Genomic DNA, 20,339 nt, shown 5'->3' on the forward strand with positions numbered 1-20,339 from the left:
GAGGGAAAATCATCAGCGCAAGTTGATATGTAGCAGAGCGCTATCAGGTTAGCGGTCAGCTTTTGCCGGAATTTAGCGCCGCCCGACGGAATGCATGAATGCGTCGCAACTCAGCCCACGTTGAGCTGGCTTTTCAGCAGGTCGCGGAAGGTCTGGATCAGGGGCTCGCGGCTGCGCCCACGGCGGATGATCAGCGAGAACGGCGCCTGGTAACCGAAGGTCGACGGCGACAGCACGCGCAAATCGCCCTTGTCGACCCAGGCCTGGGCGTAGTGTTCGGGCAGGTAGCCGATATAGGCCCCGGAAAGGATCAGGATCAGTTGCGCTTCCATACTCTCCACAGTCGCCGCGCTGTGCTTGAAGCCATGTCGGGCCAGCTCGGCCTGGCTCCAGTAGCCGCGCCCGACCATGCGCTGCTGGGTCACCACCTGCTCGGGGATGCGCCGCTCGGTATACAACGGGTGGCGGCTGCTGCAGTACAGCCAATGCTGTTCGCGGTACAACGGCTGGTACAGCAGGCCGCTCATGCGCGAGGAAAACGCGCCAATGGCCAAGTCCAGGCGGTTGTCCTGCACGCCCAGTTGCAACTCGTAGGGGCTGGACACCGACAGGTGCAGGTGCACCGCCGGGTGTTCCTGGCTGTAGGCGCCGATGGCCTCGGCCAGTGGCAGGGCGCGGTCACCGACCGTGGAGTCGATCACCCCGAGGTTGAGGGTGCCGCGCAACTCGCCCTTGAGGGCGGCGGCATACTGCTCGAAGCCATCCAGTTCGGCCAGCAGGCGCAGGGTCTCCTGGTGGAACAGTTCGCCCTTGCTGGTCAGGCTGAAACCACCGCGGCCGCGGTGGCACAGCACGATACCCAGGGCGCCCTCGAGCTGGCTCATGTAGGTGCTGATGGCCGAGGTCGACAGGTTCAGCTCGCGCTGGGCGTTGGCGAAGCCCTGGTGGCGCACCACGCTGATGAAGATGCGCAGCAGTTTCAGGTCGGGCAAGGTCGAGGCCATGGTGCAACGGTTCCGCAACAGTATGTGCGCGCAGTCTAACCGCTATGCCGGCCTTTAGTTCAGAAATTCCTGAACTAAGTATTTGTCGGTAGCGATTCTTCCTCGGCACTACCTTGAGCAGACTTGGCCGAAATGTCCCTGCCCGCCGGCAAAAGCACAGTTTAAAGGCGCGCGGCGGCACAGGTTCGAACAAACAGAACAATCGACCGACTGATGAGGCCCACCGTGGACAAGACTCTCCACCAACCACTGGGCGGCAACGAAATGCCGCGTTTCGGCGGCATCGCCACCATGCTCCGTCTGCCCCACCTGCAAAGCGCCAAAGGCCTGGATGCTGCCTTCATCGGCGTGCCGCTGGACATCGGCACCTCGCTGCGCTCCGGCACCCGCTTCGGCCCACGGCAGATCCGCGCCGAATCGGTGATGATCCGCCCGTACAACATGGCCACCGGTGCCGCCCCGTTCGACTCGCTGTCGGTGGCCGATATCGGTGACGTGGCGATCAACACCTTCAACCTGCTGGACGCCGTGCGCATCATCGAAGAGGCCTACGACGAAATCGTCGAGCACAACGTCATCCCGATGACCCTGGGTGGCGACCACACCATCACCCTGCCTATCCTGCGCGCGCTGCACAAGAAGCACGGCAAGATCGGCCTGGTGCACATCGACGCCCACGCCGACGTCAACGACCACATGTTCGGCGAGAAGATCGCCCACGGCACTACCTTCCGCCGCGCCGTGGAAGAAGGCCTGCTCGATTGCGACCGCGTGGTGCAGATTGGCCTGCGCGCCCAGGGCTACACCGCCGACGACTTCAACTGGAGCCGCCGCCAGGGCTTCCGCGTGGTGCAGGCCGAAGAGTGCTGGCACAAATCGCTGGAGCCGCTGATGGCCGAAGTGCGGGAAAAGGTCGGCGGCGGCCCGGTGTACCTGTCGTTCGACATCGACGGCATCGACCCGGCCTGGGCGCCCGGCACCGGCACCCCGGAAATCGGTGGCTTGACCACCATCCAGGCAATGGAGATCATCCGCGGCTGCCACGGCCTGGACCTGATCGGCTGTGACCTTGTCGAAGTCTCCCCGCCTTACGACACCACCGGCAACACCTCGCTGCTCGGTGCCAACCTGCTGTTCGAGATGCTCTGCGTGCTGCCAGGTGTAGTCCGCCGCTAACCGATTGCGACACCTTCCCCTGTGGGAGCGGGCATGCCCGCGAAGGGGCCGGCACTTACTACATCTGTGCAGGCAAGGGCTGCACCCTTGTTCGCGGGCACGCCCGCTCCCACAGGACGGTTAGTGCAAGTCTCTAGAACGTACCCCGGCAGGAGCCATGAGGGAGGGCCATAGAGGCCCGCCAACACACGACAAGACCGCCGGGCGCCGTGAACCCGCCCGCGTGGTCGATCTCGCCATAATAAAGATAATCGGGAGACCCCCAATGGCCTTGGACATCATTGTTGTAATGATCTATACCGCCGGCATGCTCGGGCTTGGCTGGTATGGCATGCGGCGCGCGAAAACCCATGAAGACTACCTGGTAGCCGGGCGCAACCTCGGCCCGGTTCTGTACATGGGCACCATGGCCACCACCGTGCTAGGTGGCGCTTCCACTGTCGGCACCGTGCGCCTGGGCTACGTCCACGGCATCTCTGGCTTCTGGCTGTGCGCAGCGCTGGGCCTGGGCATCATCGCCATCAACCTGTTCCTGGCCAAGCCGTTGCTGCGCCTGCGCATCTTCACCGTGACCCAGGTGCTGGAGCAGCGCTACAACCCGACCGCACGCCAGGCCAGCGCCGTGATCATGCTGGCTTACGCGCTGATGATCGGCGTGACCTCGACCCTGGCCATGGCCACCGTATTGCAGGTACTGCTGGACCTGCCATTCTGGGCTTCGCTGCTGCTCGGCGGCGGTGTGGTGGTGCTGTACTCGACCATTGGCGGCATGTGGTCGCTGACCCTGACCGACATCGTCCAGTTCGTGATCAAGACCGTGGGCCTGATGTTCATCCTGCTGCCGGTATGCCTGTACAAGGCCGGTGGCTGGGACACCCTGGTGGCCAAACTGCCGGCGGCCAGCTTCCAGCTGACCACCATCGGCTGGGACACCATCATCACCTACTTCCTGATCTACTTCTTCGGCATCCTCATCGGCCAGGACATCTGGCAGCGGGTGTTCACTGCCCGTGACGAAAAGGTTTGCCAGCGTGCCGGCACCACCGCCGGTGTGTACTGCGTGCTGTACGGCCTGGCCTGCGCCACCATCGGCATGGCGGCACACGTGTTGATGCCCGACCTGGCCAACCCGAACAACGCCTTTGCCGAAATGATCAAGACCACCCTGCCCGATGGCATCCGTGGCCTGCTGATGGCGGCTGCCCTGGCGGCCATGATGTCCACTGCCAGCGCCGGCCTGCTGGCTGCCTCGACTACCGTGACCGAAGACCTGCTGCCCAAGCTGCGTGGCGGCAAGCAGTCGAGCCTGGGTATGAGCCGCCTGTTCACCCTGCTCACCGGCCTGGTGGTGCTGGGCATCGCGCTGATGGTTAACGATGTGATCAATGCCCTGACCCTGGCCTACAACCTGCTGGTTGGCGGCATGCTGATCCCGCTGATTGGCGCCATCTTCTGGAAACGTGCAACCACCGCCGGGGCCATTGCCAGCATGTCGCTGGGCTTTGCCACCGCGCTGCTGTTCATGTTCAAGGACGGGCTGGAGGCCAACACGCCGATCTACTACAGCCTGGCGATTGGCCTGGTGAGCTTTGTGGTGGTGAGCCTGGTGTCGCGTAAATCGGTGGCGGCGGTGAAGCTGGCCTGATAGATCCTGGCTGTCTGTGCTGGCCACATAGCGGGGTTTACCCCCAAGAGGCCACCCCAAACAACACACAAAAAGCAGACACAAAAAGGCCGCTGCACCCACCCAGGTGCTGCGGCCTTTGTCTTGCTCTTCAGTAGGATCAGCGACGACGCGGTTGGCGTTTGCGCTGCTCTTCATCAGTCGGGATCGGCACCGGCTGCAAGGGTGGTGGAATCAGCCCCAAGGCGACCGCCAGGTCGTGGAGCCAGTTGGACAGTGGTTTATTCATAATGCCCCCTTGACGGGTCAGCCTCACGGCAAATCAATCCTGCGATGTTTCATACAGATCATAGCCCGATGTCCTGTACTACGCATGCCTCTGATCTTACAGATAAGGGCCATTTTGACCCGGATCAAGCCGTAGCGGCGCATTCCGACGACTGGTTATTCGTTTCGCTTTGTTGCAGGTCGATCCACGCCTGCAAATTCGCCCCACGCATACCCTGGCGCCACATCAACCAAGTGACCGCCTGATCGAACGGCGCCTGCAGCGGGTGCACCCTTACCCGGTCGCGCCCGGGCAGGCTGTCGAGCATCGACCGGGCCATCATCGCCACGCCCGCGCCAGCGATCACGCACGCCAGCATGCTCTGGTACGACTCGATCTCCATTACCCGCCCCATCGGCGTATGGGCATGGGCATACCAGGCCTCCAGGCGCATGCGGTACGAACAGCCCTGACGGAAGGTGAACACCGCCTTGCCCGCTACATCCTTGGCGTTGTGCACCGCCGGGTGCTCGGGGCTGGTGATCAGCACCAGTTGCTCATCGCACAACGGCACGCCATCCAGCCCGGCCAGGTTCAGCGGGCCGTCCACCAGGGCGGCGTCCAGGCTGTGGCTGAGCAAACCTTCGAGCAACTCGCCGCTGGGTGCGGCGCGCACCTGCAGGTTAACTGCCGGGTAAGCCTGGTGATAACGCGCCAGCAACGCCGGCAAGTGGGTCGCGGCCGTGCTGTACATGGTCCCCAGCACAAAATCCCCGGCTGGCTGGCCGCCACGCACGGCGGCCAGTGCCTCGTCGCGCAAGGCCGACATGCGGTTGGCGTAGTCCAGCAGCACCTTGCCTGCCGGCGACAGCTGCAGGCGCTGGCGTTCGCGCAGGAACAGCTCGACGCCCAGTTGTTCCTCAAGCTGGCGCAGGCGCGTCGACAAGTTTGACGGCACCCGATGCATGCGCTCGGCGGCCCGGGTAATGGAACCCTCCTCGGCTACCGCCTGGAAGATACGTAGCTGGCTGAACTCCACGGCATTCTCCAAAACAGAACAACTTGATCATCATTATTCAATTTTATTGAAAAAGAAACCGCCCTAACCTGCCAACCATCGCTTACATCCGTGCAGGAGACCTGTCATGTCGCCACTCATTCAATTGCTGGCCAGCGCCGTGGCGCTGATGATGGCCATGGGCATCGGCCGTTTCGCCCTCACCCCGCAACTGCCGCAGCTGATCGCCGAAGGCCAGTTCGACCTGACGGTCGCCGGGCTGGTGGCGGCGGCCAACTACCTGGGTTACTTCATCGGTGCGGTGGACGCGATGTTCGCCCGCTCGCCAGGCCAGGTGCGCCTGCGCCTGCACGGTGGGTTGTGGCTGTGCGTACTGCTGACCCTGGCTTCATGGGCCGCCGATGGCTTCTGGGCACACCTGCTGCTGCGCTTTGGCACGGGCGTGGCCAGCGCCTGGGTGCTGGTGATGATCACCAGCCTCAGCCAGCAGGTGGCCAATGCCCACAACCGCCAGCGCCTGGGTGCGCTGGTGTTCGCCGGGCCCGGCCTGGGTATTGCCGTGACCGGGCTGCTGGCACTGGTGGCGCATGTGCTGGGGCTGGGCTCGGCAGCGCTGTGGCTGATCTATGCCGTGGCCGCGCTGCTGATGCTGCTGGCCGTGCGGCCTTGGCTGCCACGGGCTCTGCAAGTGGCAGCAACCCCATCGCCGGCTCGCCAGGGCCCTACCCGCAGTGTCGGCATTGGCCGCCTGGGGGTGGTGTATGCCCTGTACGGCGTGGGTTACATCCTGCCGGCCACCTTCCTGTCGCAAATGGCCAACCAGCAGTTCCGCGGGCAGTGGCTGGCCGACCTGTTCTGGCCGGCGTTTGGCCTGGCGGCGGCGCTGGGGGTGCTGCTGGTGAGCCTGCGCCGTAGCGGGCACACGTCGGCATGGCTGAGCGCCACCCTGTGGCTGCAAGGGCTGGGTGTGCTGGCCTGCCTGATGGGCGGGGGTGTGGGGTTGGCGCTGGGCGTGGTGCTGTGCGGCGGGCCGTTCCTGGCCTGCATGCAGCTGGTGATGCAACGCTCGCGGGAGCTGGCGCCGCATGCCACTCAGCGCAATGCCGGGCTGCTGACCGCGTGTTTTGCCCTGGGGCAGTTGAGCGGGCCGTTGCTGGCGGCGGTCAGCAGCCATTACAGCGGCGGCCTGCAACCGGCGCTGATGGTGGCGGCGGGTGGCTTGGCAGTGGCTGGCGGGCTGGTGCAACTGGCTCGCAGCAGGCCGGCCGGCAATGCCTGCCAGGCCTCAATTGCATCTTGATTGTTGTTGCCTGTTCTGGCCTCTTCGCGGGCAAGCCCGCGAAGAGGCCAGAACAGGCAACCGATTACCCCACCAACTTGCGCAGTTGCTTCTTCACCCATGGCTCGGCACTCACCAGGATCACCCCCAACAGCACCATCAACGCCCCAACCACGAAGTTCACGCTCAGCGGTTCATCCAGCAGCAATACGCCAAAGGTCACCCCGAACAGCGGGGTGATAAAGGAAAACACCGCCAGGTTCGAGGCCAGGTATTTGCGCAGCAACCAGAACCAGGTCAGGTAACTGACGAACGACACCACGATCCCCTGAAACAGCACGCTACCCATTGCCAGCGGCGTCAGCGACACCGCACCGATCTGCCCACTGAGCAAGGCAATCAACAGCAGCCCGGCAAAGCCTACCGCCAGCTGATAGAACAGGGTCAAGGTTGCCGGCGCTTCCGACAGCCGCGAGCAGCGCACCACCACCGTGGTCGCCCCCCAGGCCAGCCCGGCGATCACGCCAAAGGCATCGCCCAACAGGGTGCGGCCATCCATGTGTTCGAATGACATGCCACCGGCAAAGGCCATGGCAATACCGCCGAAAGCCAGCAGAATCCCCAGCCATTGCAACAGCCGCAGGCGTTCACTGGGTAACCGGAAATGCAGCCCCAATGCGGTGAAGACTGGCGCCGTATAGAGAAACACCGACATATGCGCCGCCGAGGTCAGCTTGAGGCCCTCGGCAATGAACAGGAACTCGATGCCGAACAGACCGCCCGCGACCAGCCCGGCGCGCCAGGTGCTGCCTACCTGCTCCCAGCCCCCGCGCCAGCACAGCATTACGCCTACCAGCACGGCGGCGATGCCATTGCGCAGGGCCGCCTGCATCACCGGGGCGATATCGACAGCGGCGGTCTTGATCAGCACCTGCTGGCAGCCCCAGATCAGGCACAGCCCCAGCATTACCTGGAAGGCAAAGGCGTCAGGGTTCTTGCGGACCGCGCTCATGGGCGGGCCTCTGGGGTGATCGTGGGCATAGGCTAGCGCTCGGCAGCATTCAGGAACTACCGATTATCGGGTTTCCATGGCCACCCTTGCCAGCCTCAAAACGACCTCAAGCAATCTGCGCTTTCACCGACACCTGTTCGAAGGTGGTCTCGTCCAGCGCATCCTCCTGCTCGTCCAGCACCTGGCGCGGGTGCTCGAAGCCAGGGATGCTGCTGTCGATCAGGCTCATCAGGCGCGAGCCGCGCTCGGTCAGCACGAAGTTCTCGCCGTTGCCGCCGTCTTCTTCAGGCCGGCTTTCGATATAGCCGCGCTCGAACAGCAGCTTTTCATACTCGCAGGCACGGGTTTTCAGGTGGTCCAGGTCACCCACCGGCTCACCCTTGGCGGCCAGCGCGGCAGCGTGCTGCTCGGCGTAGGGGCGTGGCGTAAAGCTGTGACCGGCGCCGTTCTGCACCTCGTGCAGCAAGCGTTCGATCAGGTCCCAGTCGTAGGCAATGCTCATGGCTACGGGCTCCTGCTGTGGACGGAAGGGGTACACAGGTGGGACTCATTGGTGAGGCCCGGTGTTCCGAGAAAAATATGAAGGGATGGAAAGCGCGGGTGTGAAGCGACCGGTACGGCAATAGGCAGAAACCATTTGCTGGCTCGTTAGCTGTAGTTTATAAACTACATTCACTCGATGAAGAAAATCGAATCCAGCAGTTTCAAACATTGGGTGAGCGGGCTCCGGGACGTTAGCGCCAGAACCCGAATCGTTTCTCGGATCAACCGATTGATGGAGGGCCTACCTGGCGATGTATCACCGGTTGGCCACGGCGTCAGTGAACTCAGGGTCCACTACGGGCCTGGCTACCGTGTGTATTTCCACCAGGCGGGCAGCACTTTCGTCATTCTTTTGTGCGGCGGCGATAAAAGCAGCCAACAACGAGACATCAAGGCAGCCCACCAGATTCTGCGTTCGTGGAGGATGCAAAATGACTGAAACCTTCTCTGAATTCGATCCCGCCGAATACCTCACCACCCCCGAAGCAATCGCGCAGTTCATGACCGACGCACTTGAGACTGGTGATGCCAGCTATGTCGCCAAAGCTGTAGGCGTGGTAGCACGTGCGAAAGGCATGAGCGAGTTGGCAAAAGAAACCGGCCTGTCTCGTGAACAGCTTTACCGGTCTTTCAGCGAGCATGGCAACCCAACCCTCAAATCGTTCCTGACCGTGATGAAAGCACTGGGTATAGACATGACAGCGCGTCCTCACATCGCAGGCTGACATACTGCTTTTCCAGTGATCTTGGGAATACCCGATCTCGATACACTTGTCAGAAAAAGCTCAGCACAGTTTCTGCTGAGCTGGCATGTACTGACGCTGCAACCGGTTTATTCGGGGCTGGTAGCCCCCTGCTCGGCGGGAACGCGCAGCTCGGCCTGGCGGAAAAAGTCCTGCTCCAGTTCTGGGATATCTGACAAGTCGATATCCTTGTCATCTTGTTGAGCCAGCCGGCTCCAGTCAGTTCTCGATAGTTTGGTCATGATCTCTGGCCCCACGTCAGGTCCCCTTCTTTTCTTTAGAGACTAGAGTCATGTGGCGCGCTGTTCAACGGTGAAGCGGGGGATGGAGGCATTTCAGAAACGGACTACTTCCAACATGAAAATGATCCACTGGTCGCGAGCGCTGAACTTCCCTACACCCACAACCTTCCACCGCGCATAGCCACCGCTGGAGGTAGAAAGGATGAAACTACTGCTACCCATTGCCTACGCCACCGCCCTGCTCTGCGCCCTGCCCGCCTGGGCCTGTACACCGGAAGAAGCGACACAGAAACGTGAAGAGCTGGCCGGGTTGGTCACCCAGCTGACCGAGCAGAACCCGCAGAAGGCCAAGGAGATCAATGACGAGCTTCAGGGGATGGACTTGGAGACGGCGAGCAAGGACTTGCCCGACAAGTGTCAGCTGATTGACCAGCGGATCAAGGAGTTGAAGCAGGCGGAGAAGAAGGCTGAGTGATGGGTTGACTTCAATGGCCCTATCGCCGGCAAGCAAGCTCCCACGGGGATATCACAGATGCTGAATACAGCGTGATTCCTGTGCGAGCTGGCTTGCCGGCGATAGGGCCATTGAGAGCTACTTATTCAGCAGCAGGCTTGCGCTTCTTCAGCGGCGCCAGGCCGTCGGCGCTGGCCAGCGGCGCATTGGCCTTCGGCTTGGCAGTAGGCTTGCGCTTGGCGGCTGCTTTCTTGTCGCCGGACTTCTTCTCGATCTTTTTCTTCTTGCTGCCGGCCGCCTTGCCCGAAGCCTTGACCTTCTTCGGCCCGCTGTAGGTGCCCTTCACTTCCTTGATCACCCGGCGCTCGAACTGCTGCTTGAGGTAGCGTTCGATGCTCGACATCAGGTTCCAGTCGTTGTGGGTAATCAGCGAAATCGCCAGGCCTTCGCCGCCAGCGCGGCCGGTACGGCCCACGCGGTGTACGTATTCGTCACCGCTGCGTGGCATGTCGAAGTTGATCACCAGGTCGAGGCCGTCGATGTCCAGGCCACGGGCTGCCACGTCAGTGGCCACCAGCACCTTGGAGCTGCCCTGCTTGAAGCGCTCGATGGCCAGCTTGCGGTCCTTCTGGTCTTTCTCGCCGTGCAGTACGAAGGCTTTTACGTCCTTGGCCACCAGGTGGCCATAGATACGGTCAGCCAGGGCGCGGGTGTTGGTGAAGATGATCGCCTTGTCGAAGGTTTCGTTGGCCAACAGCCACTGCACGATCTGCTCTTTGTGCTGATCGTGGTCAGCCATGATGATCTGCTGGCGGGTGCCTTCGGCCAGTTGCGAGACACTGTTGAGCATCAAGTGCTCAGGGTCTTTCAGCACCTTGCCGATGATGTCGCGCAGGGCCGCGCCACCGGTGGTGGCGGAGAACAGCAGGGTCTGCTCGCGGTTCTCGCACTCCTTGCACAGGCGCTCCATGTCTTCGGCAAAGCCCATGTCGAGCATGCGGTCGGCTTCGTCGAGGATCAGCACCTGCACGTGGGACAGGTCGAGGTTGCCGGCATTGAGCTGCTCCAGCAGGCGGCCCGGGGTGCCGATCAGCACGTCCGGCACCTTGCGCAGCATGGCGGCCTGTTCCTTGAAGTCTTCACCGCCGGTAACCAGGCCCGCCTTGATATAGGTGAACTGCGAGAACAGCTGCACTTGCTTGAGGGTCTGCTGGGCCAACTCGCGGGTCGGCAGCAGGATCAGCGAGCGGATTTCGACACGCCCACCTTTCAGGTCGACCAGGCGGTTGAGCAGCGGCAGCACGAAGGCTGCAGTCTTGCCGCTGCCGGTCTGCGCGGTCACACGCAGGTCTCGCCCTTGCAGGGCCAAGGGGATGGCCGCGGCCTGCACCGGGGTTGGCTCGACAAATTTAAGCTCGGCCACGGCTTTAAGCAGGCGTTCATGCAGGGCGAATTGGGAGAACACGGAGGTAACCTCAGGCAAGTGCGGGAAATTCAGTTGCATAGGGTAACGTTTTCTGCCGCCTTAGCCGAATTTCTTTTGGCAACTTTGTCGCCATCCGCGCTCTAATGGCACTTCGTTTCGCAACAAGACTGTATGCAAGCCCATGGATATCCAACGAATCTGGCGTGACTCCCTCGACTTGTGGGGCACCCTCGACCAACACCCAGTGCTGCACGCCGCCATTGGCCTGGTGGTGCTGCTGCTGATTTCCCTGGTAGTCGGCCGCCTGGCGCGCTTCCTGGTACTGCACAGCGCCCGCCTGCTGGCCCGCCAGCCAGCACTGAAGTGGCTGGACGACCTGCGCCACAACAAGGTGTTCCACCGCCTGGCGCAAACCACCCCGTCGCTGGTGCTGCAGTTCGGCCTGAAGCTGGTGCCGGAGCTGTCCGACACCGCCCAGCATTTCCTTGGCAATGTCGCCCTGGCCTTTACCCTGCTGTTCATGACCATGGCGCTGTCGTGCCTGCTGGATGCCCTGCTCGACATCTACGCCCGCACCGAACACGCCCGCACCCGCTCGATCAAGGGCTATGTGCAGTTGGCCAAGATGATGCTGTGGATCTTCGCCGCCATCGTCATCGTCGCCACCCTGATCGACCGCTCGCCGTTATTGCTGCTGTCCGGCCTGGGCGCCATGTCGGCGGTGCTGCTGTTGGTGTACAAGGACACCCTGCTGTCGTTCGTCGCCAGCGTGCAGCTGACCAGCAACGACATGTTGCACGTGGGTGACTGGATCGAAATGCCCCAGGTGGGTGCCGATGGCGACGTGGTGGACATCACCCTGCACACGGTGAAGGTGCAGAACTTCGACAAGACCATCGTCTCGATCCCCACCTGGCGCCTGATGAGCGAATCGTTCCGCAACTACCGCGGCATGCAGCAGTCCGGTGGCCGGCGGATCAAGCGCAGCCTGTTCATCGACGCCGCCGGCGTGCGTTTCCTCACCCGCGAAGAGGAACAGCGCCTGAGCCAGGTGAGCCTGCTGGGCGATTACCTGGCCGGCAAGCGCCAGGAACTGCAAAACTGGAACGAAGCGCTGGGCCCGGTGGCCGAGCTGTCGGCCAACCGCCGCAAGCTGACCAACATCGGTACCTTCCGTGCCTTTGCCCTGGCCTACCTGAAGAACCACCCCAACGTGCACCCGAACATGACCTGCATGGTGCGGCAGATGCAAACCACCGCCGAGGGCGTGCCGCTGGAGATCTACTGCTTCACCACTACCACGGTGTGGGCGGAGTATGAGCGGATCCAGGGGGATATCTTCGACTATCTGCTGGCGGTGTTGCCGGAGTTTGGCTTGAGCTTGTATCAGCAGCCGAGTGGCAATGACATGCGGGTGGGGTTAAGCGGGCGTGTGGCGCAAGAGCCTGTGCCGCGTCGGCTGGAAGAGATGAGCGAGGCTTGAGATTGCCGGGGCCGCTTTGCGGCCCTTTCGCGACACAAGGCCGCTCAACAACATTCTGCGCAATATTCGAGACCTGCGCAGTACTGTAATGCTCCACCACCAGCACTAGAAGTCCACCTTGCCCCGCCCTGCTTTGACAGTGCTGCGCCTGGCTTTCCCTTCAAGGCGGCGGGTCTTCGAGCCGAGGGTGGGCTTGGTGGGGCGGCGTTTCTTCTCGGTCTTGCCGGCAGCGATGATCAACTCGGCAAGACGCGCCAGTGCGTCAGCGCGGTTCTGCTCCTGGGTGCGGTACTGCTGGGCCTTGATGATCAACACGCCGTCGCCGGTGATACGGCTATCACGCAGCGCCAGCAGCCGCTCCTTGTAAAACTCGGGCAGCGACGAGGCCGGGATATCGAAGCGCAGGTGCACGGCGCTGGACACCTTGTTGACGTTTTGCCCACCCGCGCCTTGTGCGCGGATGTAGGTCAGTTCGATGTCGGCATCCGGCAGATGCACATTGTTTGAGATGGTCAGCATGCCATGGCCCTTGTGATTGCGCCCATTATCACAGCCTCCGCCGCTGTCCCATAGTACACCGGCCGCTACCCCGCATACCCCAGCAGGTACAACAGGCCAGTCAAGGTCACCAGCGAAGCCACGGTCGACAACAGGATCGTCCGCGAAATCAGCCCCGCCTCGCGGTTGTAATACTCCGCCAGCATGAACGGCCCGGTGCCGGTCGGTAGTGCCGCCAGCAGCACCGCCGACGCCGCCCACATGGTCGGCAAGGTGAACACCTTGAACGCCAGCACCCACGTCAGCGCGGGCTGCCCGATCAGTTTCAACGTTACCAACGGCCACGGGCTGGCCTGCGACCCTGTACGTTTTTCGGCCAGAAATGCGCCCAGCGATATCAACGCACACGGCGTGGTCGCCAGCGCCAGCATGTCGAGAAAGTGCATGACCGGCTCCGCCAGCCCCACGCCGGATACCGCCCAGGCAGCGCCCGCCAATGGTGAAATCACCAACGGGTTCTTCGCCAGCGCCTTGCTCACCAGCAAGATGGCACGACCAATGTGCCGCTCCGCCTGTAGCCCGACCTCAATCAGCGTCAGCGATATGGCAAACACCAGGCACACCACGATCAACGACGAGATCAATGCCGGCTCCAACCCTGCCTGGCCGAACAGCAACAGGCACAGCGGAATGCCGATATAGCCGGTGTTGGCATAGCCGGCACTGAGCCCGTCGATGCTCGCCGCAACCAGGCCGTGGCCGCCGTACAGGCGCCACAGCAGCGTGACCACGAACATGGCCAGGGCGCCTGCGCCAAAGGCAACGATGAAGCCTGGGTGCCAGATCTCGCTCCAGGTGGCCGTGGCGGTGACCTTGAACAGCAACGCCGGCAGGCACAGCCAGACCACCATCTTGTTGATTTCAGCGGCGGCCTTGTCGCCCAGTTTGTTGGTCTTGCGGCACAGGTAGCCGACCAGGATCAGGGCGAAGATCGGCGCCACGATGACGAAGATGGTGTGCATTTCAGGCCTTGCCGGCCAGCGGCGTCTGCGTGCGCCCGCCCAGTCGACTCAACCACACCGACGCCAGGATGATCGCACCGCCGATGAACAGCCGCCCCAGCGGTTCATGCTGGTTCCAGATCAACAGGTTCAGCAGCAGCCCCACCGGCACATGCAGGTTGTTCATCACCGCCAACGTACCGCCAGATACCAGGCACGCGCCCTTGTTCCACCAGTACAGGCCCAGCGCCGTCGGGCACAGGCCCAGGAACAGCAGCACCAGCCATTGCACATCGGTGCTCGGCAGGTGCTGGGCATTGCCGAACAGCAGGAAGGCCGGCAGCACCACCAGCAAGGCGCCGAGGTAGAAGTAGCCGAAGCGGGCGTAGTGCGGCAGGTCGCTGGGGTTGCGGGCAACCAGGTGGCGGTACAGCACCTGGCCGGCGGCGTAGGTGAAGTTGGCCAGTTGCAGCAGCAGGAATCCGATGAAGAACTCGCCACTGATGCTGTCGAAACGGATCACCGCGGCGCCAGCCACGGCTACCAGGGCGGCCAGCAACGCCCAAGGGTTGAAGCGCCGGTTCATGGCATCTTCGATCAGCGTCACGTGCAGCGGCGTGAGGATGGTGAACAGCAGCACCTCCGGCACGGTGAGCACGCGGAAGCTCAGGTACAGGCAGACATAGGTGATGCCGTACTGCAGCGCGCCGATCAGCAGCATCGAGCGCATGAAGCGTGGCTCGACCTGGCGCCAGCGGGTCAGTGGCAGGAACACCAGGCCGGCCAGCACCACGCGCGCGAGCACGGCGAAGTAGCTGTCGACGTGCCCGGCCAGGTACTCGCCGATGAGGCTGAAGGAAAATGCCTGGATCAGCGCGACGATTATCAGGTAGCCCATGGTTGCCTCTCGTGAATCAAGGCCGCGACCTTAGCGGGTTGCGGCCTTTGTGTTCAACCATGAGGAATGTGGGGGCTGTGCTGGCCCTTTCGCGGGTAAAACCGCTCCCACAGGGATATCACAGCACCTGAGGCCTGTGGTGTCCCTGTGGGAGCGGGTTTACCCGCGAAGAGGCCGGTACAGGTCCCCACCAAATCCCAGGCATAAAAAAGCCCGGTCAAAAGGACCGGGCAGGTACACCCAAAGGAGCAAAACCAGGTGTCAGGGTTGGGAATTCGTTAAACCTCAGGCCACCGCCGCCAGTTTGGCCTTGGCCTGGTTGACGCCTTTCTCGTGGAACTCGCCGCTCATGTTCAGGCCTTCGGCATGAATGAAGTCGACATCGTGAATCCCGATAAAGGCCATGACTTGGCGCAGGTACGGTTCCTGGTGATCGCTGCTGGCGCCGGCATGGATGCCGCCACGGGCAGTCAGGACGATGGCGCGCTTGCCGGTCAGCAGGCCTTGTGGGCCGGTCGGGGTGTACTTGAAGGTGATGCCAGCGCGCAGCACGTGGTCCAGCCAGGCTTTCAGGGTGCTCGGGATGGTGAAGTTGTACATCGGCGCAGCCATCACCAGCACGTCGGCAGCCAGCAATTCATCAGTCAGTTCGTTGGAACGGGCCAGCGCTTCCAGTTCAGCGGCACTGCGCTGTTCTTCCGGTTTCATCCAGCCGCCCAGCAGGTTGGCATCCAGGTGTGGCACCGGGCTTACCGCCAGGTCGCGTACGGTGATCTGATCGGCCGGGTGGGCGGCCTGCCATTGCTGAATGAAGTCTTTGGTCAGCTGACGGGAAACGGAATCCTGCTGGCGGGCGCTGCTTTCGATGATCAGAACGCGGGACATGGGGTGCCTCCATCGGCAAAAAGGTTGCGATTCGATGGAGGTGAGATTAAGGCTTGACCTATCGATAAAAAAGCGTAAAAAATGGGTTCAACATATCGATTAATCAGTTTATTCCGTGGTGCAGCTCAAGGCGATCCGCAGTTTGATGATCTGCCGGTTGAATTTGGCGGTGACATCGACGCTTTTACCCGCCGGCACATTGACCCTGCGCACCCGTGGTGCCTCTGGCCCATTGCGGAAAGTCACCTTGCATGCCGCCGGCACCTGCCCATAGTTGTTGAGGGTAATGGCACCAATGTCGTAGGCCGTGTCATAGGCGGTGTAGTCGAGCTTGACCCCGGTCAGTTCCTTTTCCACATCGATTGGGTACGCCATGGCCCCGAGGGGCAGGCACATCAGTATTGCCGCACAACATTTCTTCATGGGCCGCTCTCTCCTTGAAAGAGCGCAGCTTAGGACAATAGGAGCGAAAGATGAAAGCGCCGCGCGTAACCCTTGACCAGTGGCGAACCCTGCAAGCAGTGGTTGATCACGGCGGGTTTGCCCAGGCCGCCGAGGCACTGCACCGCTCACAGTCTTCGGTCAGCTACACCGTGGCCCGCATGCAGGAGCAACTGGGCGTGCCACTGCTGCGCATCGACGGGCGCAAAGCGGTACTCACCGAAGCCGGCAACGTACTGCTGCGCCGCTCGCGCCACCTGGTCAAGCAGGCCAGCCAGCTCGAAGACCTCGCCCACCACATGGAACAGGGCTGGGAAGCCGAAGTGCGCCTGGTGGTCGACGCCGCCTACCCCAGTGCCCGCCTGGTGCGCGCGCTGGCGGCGTTCATGCCGCAAAGCCGCGGCTGCCGGGTGCGCCTGCGTGAAGAAGTGCTGTCTGGCGTCGAAGAAGTGATGCACGAAGGCATCGCCGACCTGGCCATCAGCAGCTACAGCATCGGCGGCTACCTGGGTGCCGAGCTGAGCGCGGTGGAGTTCGTTGCCGTCGCCCACCCCGAACACAGCCTGCACCGCCTGGGCCGCGAGCTCACCTTCCAGGACCTGGAAAGCCAGCTGCAGGTGGTGATCCGCGACTCCGGCCGCGCCCAGCCGCGCGACGTCGGCTGGCTGGGGGCCGAGCAGCGCTGGACTGTCGGCAGCCTGGGCACCGCCGCCACCTTCGTCAGCAGTGGCCTGGGCTTTGCCTGGCTGCCTCGGCACATGATCGAGCGCGAGCTGCGTGAAGGCGTGCTCAAGCCGTTGGCGCTGGATCAGGGTGGCAGCCGCCACCCACTGTTCTACCTTTATTCGAGCAAAGAGAAGACCTTGGGCCCGGCCACGCAGATCCTCATCGACCTGCTGCGCAACTTCGACACCGCGCCACTGGACGTGCCCTTCGCAGCCCCCCCGCAAGCCTGAGAGGACCGCGCCCTTGGCCTATTTCGAACACGAAGGATGCGCACTGCATTACGAGGAATATGGCCAGGGCGACCCCCTGGTGCTGCTGCACGGCCTAGGTTCCAGCTGCCAGGACTGGGAGTTGCAGGTGCCGGTACTCAGCCGCCTGTACCGGGTGATCCTCATGGACATCCGCGGCCACGGCCGTTCCGACAAGCCCCGCGACGGTTACCAGATCGCCACCTTCAGTGCCGACCTGCTGGCCCTGCTTGAACACTTGCGCACCGGCCCGGTGCACCTTGTTGGCCTGTCCATGGGCGGCATGGTCGGCTTCCAGTTTGCCGTCGACCACCCGCAATGGCTGCGCAGCCTGTGCATCGTCAACAGCGCCCCCGAGGTCAAGCGCCGCACCCGCAGTGACTGGCTGTGGTGGGTCAAACGTTGGGGCCTGGCGCGCATCCTAAGCGTTGAAACCGTCGGCAAGGGCCTGGCTGAACGCCTGTTCCCCAAGCCCCGGCAGGCCGAGCTACGGCAGAAAATGGCCCAGCGCTGGGCGCGCAACGACAAACGCGCCTACCTCAAGAGTTTCGACGCCATCGTCGACTGGGGCGTGCAAGAGCGCATCGGGCAGATCCACTGCCCTACCCTGGTGGTCGCCGCCGACCACGATTACACCCCGATACAACTGAAACAGCGCTACGTCGCCCTTATGCCAAACGCCAGGCTGGTCGTCATCGACGATTCCCGGCACGCTACCCCCCTCGACCAACCCGAGGTCTTCAACCAGACCCTGCTGCAGTTCCTTGCAGCCGCTTCCACCTCTCAAGGATCTTTGAGCCCATGCTGAAAAAACTCCTGCTCACCGCCTGCTCGGTCGCCTTCGCCACCAGCGTCATGGCCTCCGACAAGACCCCGCACGTTCTGCTGGACACCAGCTTCGGCCAGGTCGAAATCGAGCTGAATGCCGAGAAGGCCCCGATCAGTACCAAGAATTTCCTGCAATACGTCGACAGTGGTTTCTATAACAACACCATCTTCCACCGCGTGATCCCGGGCTTCATGGTGCAAGGCGGCGGCTTCACCGACCAGATGGTGCAGAAGAACACCAACGACCCGATCAAGAACGAAGCCAGCAACGGCCTGCAGAACACCCGCGGCACCCTGTCGATGGCACGTACCTCGGACCCGAACTCGGCCACCAGCCAGTTCTTCATCAACGTGGCCGACAACGACTTCCTCAACCCGGGGCGTGACCGTGGCTATGCCGTGTTCGGCAAAGTGACCAAGGGCATGGAAGTAGTCGACCAGATCGTCAACTCGCCAACCACCGTCAAGAAAGGCATGCGTGATGTACCAGCCGACCCGGTGTACATCAAGTCGGCCAAACGCATCGACTGACCGCAGGCTTCACAGGGACGTGAAACCGCCTGAGGGTCGGCTGGAACAGGAGTGTCGTTTCCCATGCTGTACCGCCGTTTCGAGCAACTGATCGATATTTTCCGTGAGGCGCCGAGCGAAGCGCCACCCAGCCAGGTGTGGCCGTTCTACCTGTATTACCTGCGCCAGGTATGGCCAAGCTTTTTGGCCTTGCTGGTGGTCGGCCTGTTCGCCTCGCTGATAGAGGTAGCGATGTTCAGCTACCTCAGCCGCATCATCGACCTGGCCCAAGGCACGCCCAATTCCAGCTTCTTCAGCGAGCACAGCGGCGAACTGGCCTGGATGCTGGTGGTGATCCTGCTGCTGCGGCCGGTGTTCTTCGGCCTGCACGACCTGCTGGTGCACCAGACCATCAACCCCGGCATGACCAGCCTGATCCGCTGGCAAAACCACACCTACGTGCTCAAGCAGAGCCTGAACTTCTTCCAGAGCGACTTCGCCGGGCGCATCGCCCAGCGCATCATGCAGACCGGCAACTCGCTGCGTGATTCTGCCGTGCAGGCGGTGGACGCACTGTGGCACGTGCTGATCTACGCCATCACCTCACTGGTGCTGTTCGCCGAGGCCGACTGGCGCCTGATGCTGCCATTGCTGGTGTGGATTGCCAGCTACATCGCCGCGTTGTTCTACTTCGTGCCACGGGTCAAGGAACGTTCGGTGATCTCGTCCGACGCCCGCTCGAAACTGATGGGGCGCATCGTCGATGGCTACACCAACATCGCCACCCTCAAGCTGTTCGCCCACACCGACTACGAGCAGCAGTACGCCCGTGAAGCGATCCGCGAGCAAACCGAGAAAACCCAGCTGGCCTCACGCGTGGTCACCAGCATGGACGTGGTCATCACCACCCTCAACGGCCTGCTGGTGGTCACCACCACGGGCCTGGCACTGTGGCTGTGGAGCCAGTCGCTGATCAGCGTCGGCGCCATCGCCCTGGCCACAGGCCTGGTGATCCGTATCGTCAACATGTCGGGCTGGATCATGTGGGTGGTCAACGGCATTTTCGAGAACATCGGCATGGTCCAGGATGGCCTGCAAACCATCGCCCAACCGGTCACCGTCACCGACCAGCCCAACGCGCCGGCGCTCAAGGTCAGCCGTGGCGCGGTGCGTTTCGATGATGTGGACTTCCACTACGGCAAGGCCGCCAACGTGATCGAAGGGCTCAACCTGGACATCCGCCCAGGCGAGAAGATCGGCCTGATCGGCCCGTCCGGGGCAGGCAAGTCGACCCTGGTCAACCTGCTGCTGCGGCTGTATGACATACAGGGCGGGCGCATCCTTATCGACGGCCAGGACATTGCCGAAGTGAGCCAGGCCAGCCTGCGCGCACAGATCGGCATGATCACCCAGGACACCTCGTTGCTGCACCGTTCGATCCGCGACAACCTGCTGTACGGTCGCCCCGGCGCCAGCGAGGCGGCTTTGCGCGAGGCCGTGCGCCGCGCCCGTGCCGACGAGTTCATCCCGCAGCTGTCGGATGCCCAGGGCCGCACCGGTTTCGATGCCCATGTGGGGGAGCGCGGGGTGAAGCTGTCAGGCGGCCAGCGCCAGCGCATCGCCATTGCCCGGGTGCTGTTGAAGAATGCGCCGATCCTGATCATGGACGAGGCCACTTCAGCGCTGGACTCGGAGGTGGAGGCTGCCATCCAGGAAAGCCTGGAGACACTGATGCAGGGCAAGACGGTGATTGCCATTGCCCACCGGCTTTCCACCATTGCCCGGATGGACCGGCTGGTGGTGCTGGACAAGGGGCGCATTGTCGAAAGCGGCAGCCACAGCGAGCTGCTGGAGCAACAGGGCTTGTATGCCCGCTTGTGGCATCACCAGACCGGGGGCTTTGTCGGGGTCGACTAGGCACACACCTGTGGGAGCGGCCTTGTGTCGCGAAAGGGCTGCGAAGCAGCCCCAGGTTTTAGCTTCGCTGCTGAAATTGCCGGGGCCGCTTTGCGGCCCTTTCGCGACACAAGGC

General features: G+C 62.6%; 22 protein-coding genes and 1 pseudogene. 11 read left to right on the top strand and 12 right to left on the bottom strand.

The features are described from left to right. Positions 1–110: 110 nt before the first annotated feature. Positions 111–1,004, bottom strand: coding sequence for a LysR family transcriptional regulator (locus tag ABE456_RS15800; RefSeq protein WP_012273604.1), 894 nt, complete (start codon positions 1,002–1,004; stop codon positions 111–113). A 225-nt stretch (positions 1,005–1,229) separates the two neighbouring features. Between ABE456_RS15800 and speB the strand changes: the two genes are divergently transcribed. Together speB and ABE456_RS15810 are read left to right on the top strand one after the other, a co-directional pair. Beyond that, positions 1,230–2,180 (top strand): agmatinase, encoded by a 951-nt coding sequence (speB, locus tag ABE456_RS15805; RefSeq protein ID WP_041166556.1) that lies wholly within the window; start codon positions 1,230–1,232, stop codon positions 2,178–2,180. A gap of 265 nt (positions 2,181–2,445) precedes the next feature. Then, the gene (locus tag ABE456_RS15810) at positions 2,446–3,825 is read left to right on the top strand and encodes a sodium:solute symporter (protein WP_346644750.1); all 1,380 of its coding nucleotides are present in this window, start codon (positions 2,446–2,448) and stop codon (positions 3,823–3,825) included. A gap of 139 nt (positions 3,826–3,964) precedes the next feature. On the opposite strand, the gene ABE456_RS15815 is transcribed toward ABE456_RS15810, so the two are convergent. Both ABE456_RS15815 and ABE456_RS15820 read right to left on the bottom strand, forming a co-directional pair. Continuing rightward, the gene (locus tag ABE456_RS15815) at positions 3,965–4,093 is read right to left on the bottom strand and encodes a PA1414 family protein (protein ID WP_009683677.1); all 129 of its coding nucleotides are present in this window, start codon (positions 4,091–4,093) and stop codon (positions 3,965–3,967) included. 124 nt (positions 4,094–4,217) lie between these two features. Further along, positions 4,218–5,111: a LysR substrate-binding domain-containing protein gene (locus ABE456_RS15820; RefSeq protein WP_346644751.1), complete on the bottom strand. Its 894-nt coding sequence runs from the start codon at positions 5,109–5,111 to the stop codon at positions 4,218–4,220. 106 nt (positions 5,112–5,217) lie between these two features. Between ABE456_RS15820 and ABE456_RS15825 the strand changes: the two genes are divergently transcribed. Beyond that, the gene (locus ABE456_RS15825; protein ID WP_346644752.1) at positions 5,218–6,390 is read left to right on the top strand and encodes an MFS transporter; all 1,173 of its coding nucleotides are present in this window, start codon (positions 5,218–5,220) and stop codon (positions 6,388–6,390) included. 64 nt (positions 6,391–6,454) lie between these two features. On the opposite strand, the gene ABE456_RS15830 is transcribed toward ABE456_RS15825, so the two are convergent. Continuing rightward, positions 6,455–7,381, bottom strand: a complete 927-nt coding sequence (locus ABE456_RS15830) for a DMT family transporter (protein WP_346644753.1) — start codon at positions 7,379–7,381, stop codon at positions 6,455–6,457. 106 nt (positions 7,382–7,487) lie between these two features. Further along, on the bottom strand, positions 7,488–7,883 hold the full coding sequence (locus ABE456_RS15835) for a transcriptional regulator (RefSeq protein ID WP_346644754.1): 396 nt from the start codon (positions 7,881–7,883) through the stop codon (positions 7,488–7,490). A gap of 177 nt (positions 7,884–8,060) precedes the next feature. Here ABE456_RS15835 and ABE456_RS15840 point away from each other — a divergent pair, with 177 nt between their 5' ends. Next, complete coding sequence (locus ABE456_RS15840; RefSeq protein WP_346644755.1) at positions 8,061–8,363, top strand: type II toxin-antitoxin system RelE/ParE family toxin; 303 nt, start codon at positions 8,061–8,063, stop codon at positions 8,361–8,363. Further along, complete coding sequence (locus ABE456_RS15845) at positions 8,356–8,649, top strand: addiction module antidote protein (protein ID WP_346644756.1); 294 nt, start codon at positions 8,356–8,358, stop codon at positions 8,647–8,649. Before ABE456_RS15840 ends, ABE456_RS15845 begins: the two co-directional genes overlap by 8 nt. Before the next feature lie 60 nt (positions 8,650–8,709). On the opposite strand, the pseudogene ABE456_RS15850 reads toward ABE456_RS15845, so the two are convergent. After that, positions 8,710–8,909, bottom strand: a pseudogene (locus ABE456_RS15850) (3-oxoacyl-ACP synthase). A 202-nt stretch (positions 8,910–9,111) separates the two neighbouring features. Here ABE456_RS15850 and ABE456_RS15855 point away from each other — a divergent pair. Further along, positions 9,112–9,384: a hypothetical protein gene (locus tag ABE456_RS15855; RefSeq protein WP_346644757.1), complete on the top strand. Its 273-nt coding sequence runs from the start codon at positions 9,112–9,114 to the stop codon at positions 9,382–9,384. Between the two features lie 121 nt (positions 9,385–9,505). Here the strand turns inward: ABE456_RS15855 and ABE456_RS15860 are convergent, their stop codons facing one another. Next, positions 9,506–10,867 carry a DEAD/DEAH box helicase gene (locus ABE456_RS15860; RefSeq protein WP_346644758.1) on the bottom strand — a complete coding sequence of 454 codons (1,362 nt, stop codon included), beginning with the start codon at positions 10,865–10,867 and terminating at the stop codon, positions 9,506–9,508. Positions 10,868–10,970: 103 nt separating this feature from the next. Here ABE456_RS15860 and ABE456_RS15865 point away from each other — a divergent pair, with 103 nt between their 5' ends. Further along, complete coding sequence (locus ABE456_RS15865) at positions 10,971–12,272, top strand: mechanosensitive ion channel family protein (RefSeq protein ID WP_346644759.1); 1,302 nt, start codon at positions 10,971–10,973, stop codon at positions 12,270–12,272. Positions 12,273–12,377: 105 nt separating this feature from the next. Here the strand turns inward: ABE456_RS15865 and arfB are convergent, their stop codons facing one another. From arfB to ABE456_RS15890, 5 genes are all read right to left on the bottom strand, one after another. Beyond that, on the bottom strand, positions 12,378–12,791 hold the full coding sequence (arfB, locus tag ABE456_RS15870) for an alternative ribosome rescue aminoacyl-tRNA hydrolase ArfB (RefSeq protein WP_261872407.1): 414 nt from the start codon (positions 12,789–12,791) through the stop codon (positions 12,378–12,380). 65 nt (positions 12,792–12,856) lie between these two features. Beyond that, positions 12,857–13,792, bottom strand: a complete 936-nt coding sequence (locus ABE456_RS15875; RefSeq protein ID WP_346644760.1) for an AEC family transporter — start codon at positions 13,790–13,792, stop codon at positions 12,857–12,859. Position 13,793: 1 nt separating this feature from the next. Next, entirely contained in the window at positions 13,794–14,669 is an 876-nt protein-coding gene (locus ABE456_RS15880) for a carboxylate/amino acid/amine transporter (RefSeq protein ID WP_346644761.1), read from the bottom strand. Positions 14,670–14,954: 285 nt separating this feature from the next. Further along, on the bottom strand, positions 14,955–15,554 hold the full coding sequence (locus ABE456_RS15885; protein ID WP_003254608.1) for an FMN-dependent NADH-azoreductase: 600 nt from the start codon (positions 15,552–15,554) through the stop codon (positions 14,955–14,957). A 108-nt stretch (positions 15,555–15,662) separates the two neighbouring features. Continuing rightward, a complete protein-coding gene (locus ABE456_RS15890) occupies positions 15,663–15,977 on the bottom strand; it encodes a 3-phosphoglycerate kinase (RefSeq protein ID WP_346644762.1) in 315 nt (104 codons plus the stop codon). 50 nt (positions 15,978–16,027) lie between these two features. Between ABE456_RS15890 and ABE456_RS15895 the strand changes: the two genes are divergently transcribed. The 4 genes from ABE456_RS15895 to ABE456_RS15910 all read left to right on the top strand — a co-directional run bounded on the left by ABE456_RS15895 (position 16,028) and on the right by ABE456_RS15910 (position 20,224). Beyond that, the gene (locus tag ABE456_RS15895; protein ID WP_346644763.1) at positions 16,028–16,951 is read left to right on the top strand and encodes a LysR family transcriptional regulator; all 924 of its coding nucleotides are present in this window, start codon (positions 16,028–16,030) and stop codon (positions 16,949–16,951) included. Positions 16,952–16,964: 13 nt separating this feature from the next. Beyond that, positions 16,965–17,777 carry an alpha/beta hydrolase gene (locus tag ABE456_RS15900; RefSeq protein WP_346644764.1) on the top strand — a complete coding sequence of 271 codons (813 nt, stop codon included), beginning with the start codon at positions 16,965–16,967 and terminating at the stop codon, positions 17,775–17,777. Further along, positions 17,771–18,328, top strand: coding sequence for a peptidylprolyl isomerase (locus ABE456_RS15905; RefSeq protein WP_346644765.1), 558 nt, complete (start codon positions 17,771–17,773; stop codon positions 18,326–18,328). The genes ABE456_RS15900 and ABE456_RS15905 overlap by 7 nt, the downstream gene beginning before the upstream one ends. 63 nt (positions 18,329–18,391) lie before the next feature. Beyond that, positions 18,392–20,224: an ABC transporter ATP-binding protein gene (locus ABE456_RS15910; protein WP_346644766.1), complete on the top strand. Its 1,833-nt coding sequence runs from the start codon at positions 18,392–18,394 to the stop codon at positions 20,222–20,224. Positions 20,225–20,339 lie beyond the last annotated feature (115 nt).

The organism is Pseudomonas sp. TWI929 (assembly GCF_039673335.1).
GTDB lineage: Bacteria > Pseudomonadota > Gammaproteobacteria > Pseudomonadales > Pseudomonadaceae > Aquipseudomonas.

What these genes read in the sequence shown, in the direction of transcription:
- ABE456_RS15800 (WP_012273604.1), bottom strand. Translation starts at nt 1,004, where the DNA reads ATGGCCTCGACCTTGCCCGACCTGAAACTGCTGCGCATCTTCATCAGC.
- ABE456_RS15810 (WP_346644750.1), top strand. Translation starts at nt 2,446, where the DNA reads ATGGCCTTGGACATCATTGTTGTAATGATCTATACCGCCGGCATGCTC.
- ABE456_RS15815 (WP_009683677.1), bottom strand. Translation starts at nt 4,093, where the DNA reads ATGAATAAACCACTGTCCAACTGGCTCCACGACCTGGCGGTCGCCTTG.
- ABE456_RS15825 (WP_346644752.1), top strand. Translation starts at nt 5,218, where the DNA reads ATGTCGCCACTCATTCAATTGCTGGCCAGCGCCGTGGCGCTGATGATG.
- ABE456_RS15830 (WP_346644753.1), bottom strand. Translation starts at nt 7,381, where the DNA reads ATGAGCGCGGTCCGCAAGAACCCTGACGCCTTTGCCTTCCAGGTAATG.
- ABE456_RS15835 (WP_346644754.1), bottom strand. Translation starts at nt 7,883, where the DNA reads ATGAGCATTGCCTACGACTGGGACCTGATCGAACGCTTGCTGCACGAG.
- ABE456_RS15840 (WP_346644755.1), top strand. Translation starts at nt 8,061, where the DNA reads ATGAAGAAAATCGAATCCAGCAGTTTCAAACATTGGGTGAGCGGGCTC.
- ABE456_RS15845 (WP_346644756.1), top strand. Translation starts at nt 8,356, where the DNA reads ATGACTGAAACCTTCTCTGAATTCGATCCCGCCGAATACCTCACCACC.
- ABE456_RS15855 (WP_346644757.1), top strand. Translation starts at nt 9,112, where the DNA reads ATGAAACTACTGCTACCCATTGCCTACGCCACCGCCCTGCTCTGCGCC.
- ABE456_RS15860 (WP_346644758.1), bottom strand. Translation starts at nt 10,867, where the DNA reads ATGCAACTGAATTTCCCGCACTTGCCTGAGGTTACCTCCGTGTTCTCC.
- ABE456_RS15865 (WP_346644759.1), top strand. Translation starts at nt 10,971, where the DNA reads ATGGATATCCAACGAATCTGGCGTGACTCCCTCGACTTGTGGGGCACC.
- arfB (WP_261872407.1), bottom strand. Translation starts at nt 12,791, where the DNA reads ATGCTGACCATCTCAAACAATGTGCATCTGCCGGATGCCGACATCGAA.
- ABE456_RS15875 (WP_346644760.1), bottom strand. Translation starts at nt 13,792, where the DNA reads ATGCACACCATCTTCGTCATCGTGGCGCCGATCTTCGCCCTGATCCTG.
- ABE456_RS15880 (WP_346644761.1), bottom strand. Translation starts at nt 14,669, where the DNA reads ATGGGCTACCTGATAATCGTCGCGCTGATCCAGGCATTTTCCTTCAGC.
- ABE456_RS15885 (WP_003254608.1), bottom strand. Translation starts at nt 15,554, where the DNA reads ATGTCCCGCGTTCTGATCATCGAAAGCAGCGCCCGCCAGCAGGATTCC.
- ABE456_RS15890 (WP_346644762.1), bottom strand. Translation starts at nt 15,977, where the DNA reads ATGAAGAAATGTTGTGCGGCAATACTGATGTGCCTGCCCCTCGGGGCC.
- ABE456_RS15895 (WP_346644763.1), top strand. Translation starts at nt 16,028, where the DNA reads ATGAAAGCGCCGCGCGTAACCCTTGACCAGTGGCGAACCCTGCAAGCA.
- ABE456_RS15905 (WP_346644765.1), top strand. Translation starts at nt 17,771, where the DNA reads ATGCTGAAAAAACTCCTGCTCACCGCCTGCTCGGTCGCCTTCGCCACC.
- ABE456_RS15910 (WP_346644766.1), top strand. Translation starts at nt 18,392, where the DNA reads ATGCTGTACCGCCGTTTCGAGCAACTGATCGATATTTTCCGTGAGGCG.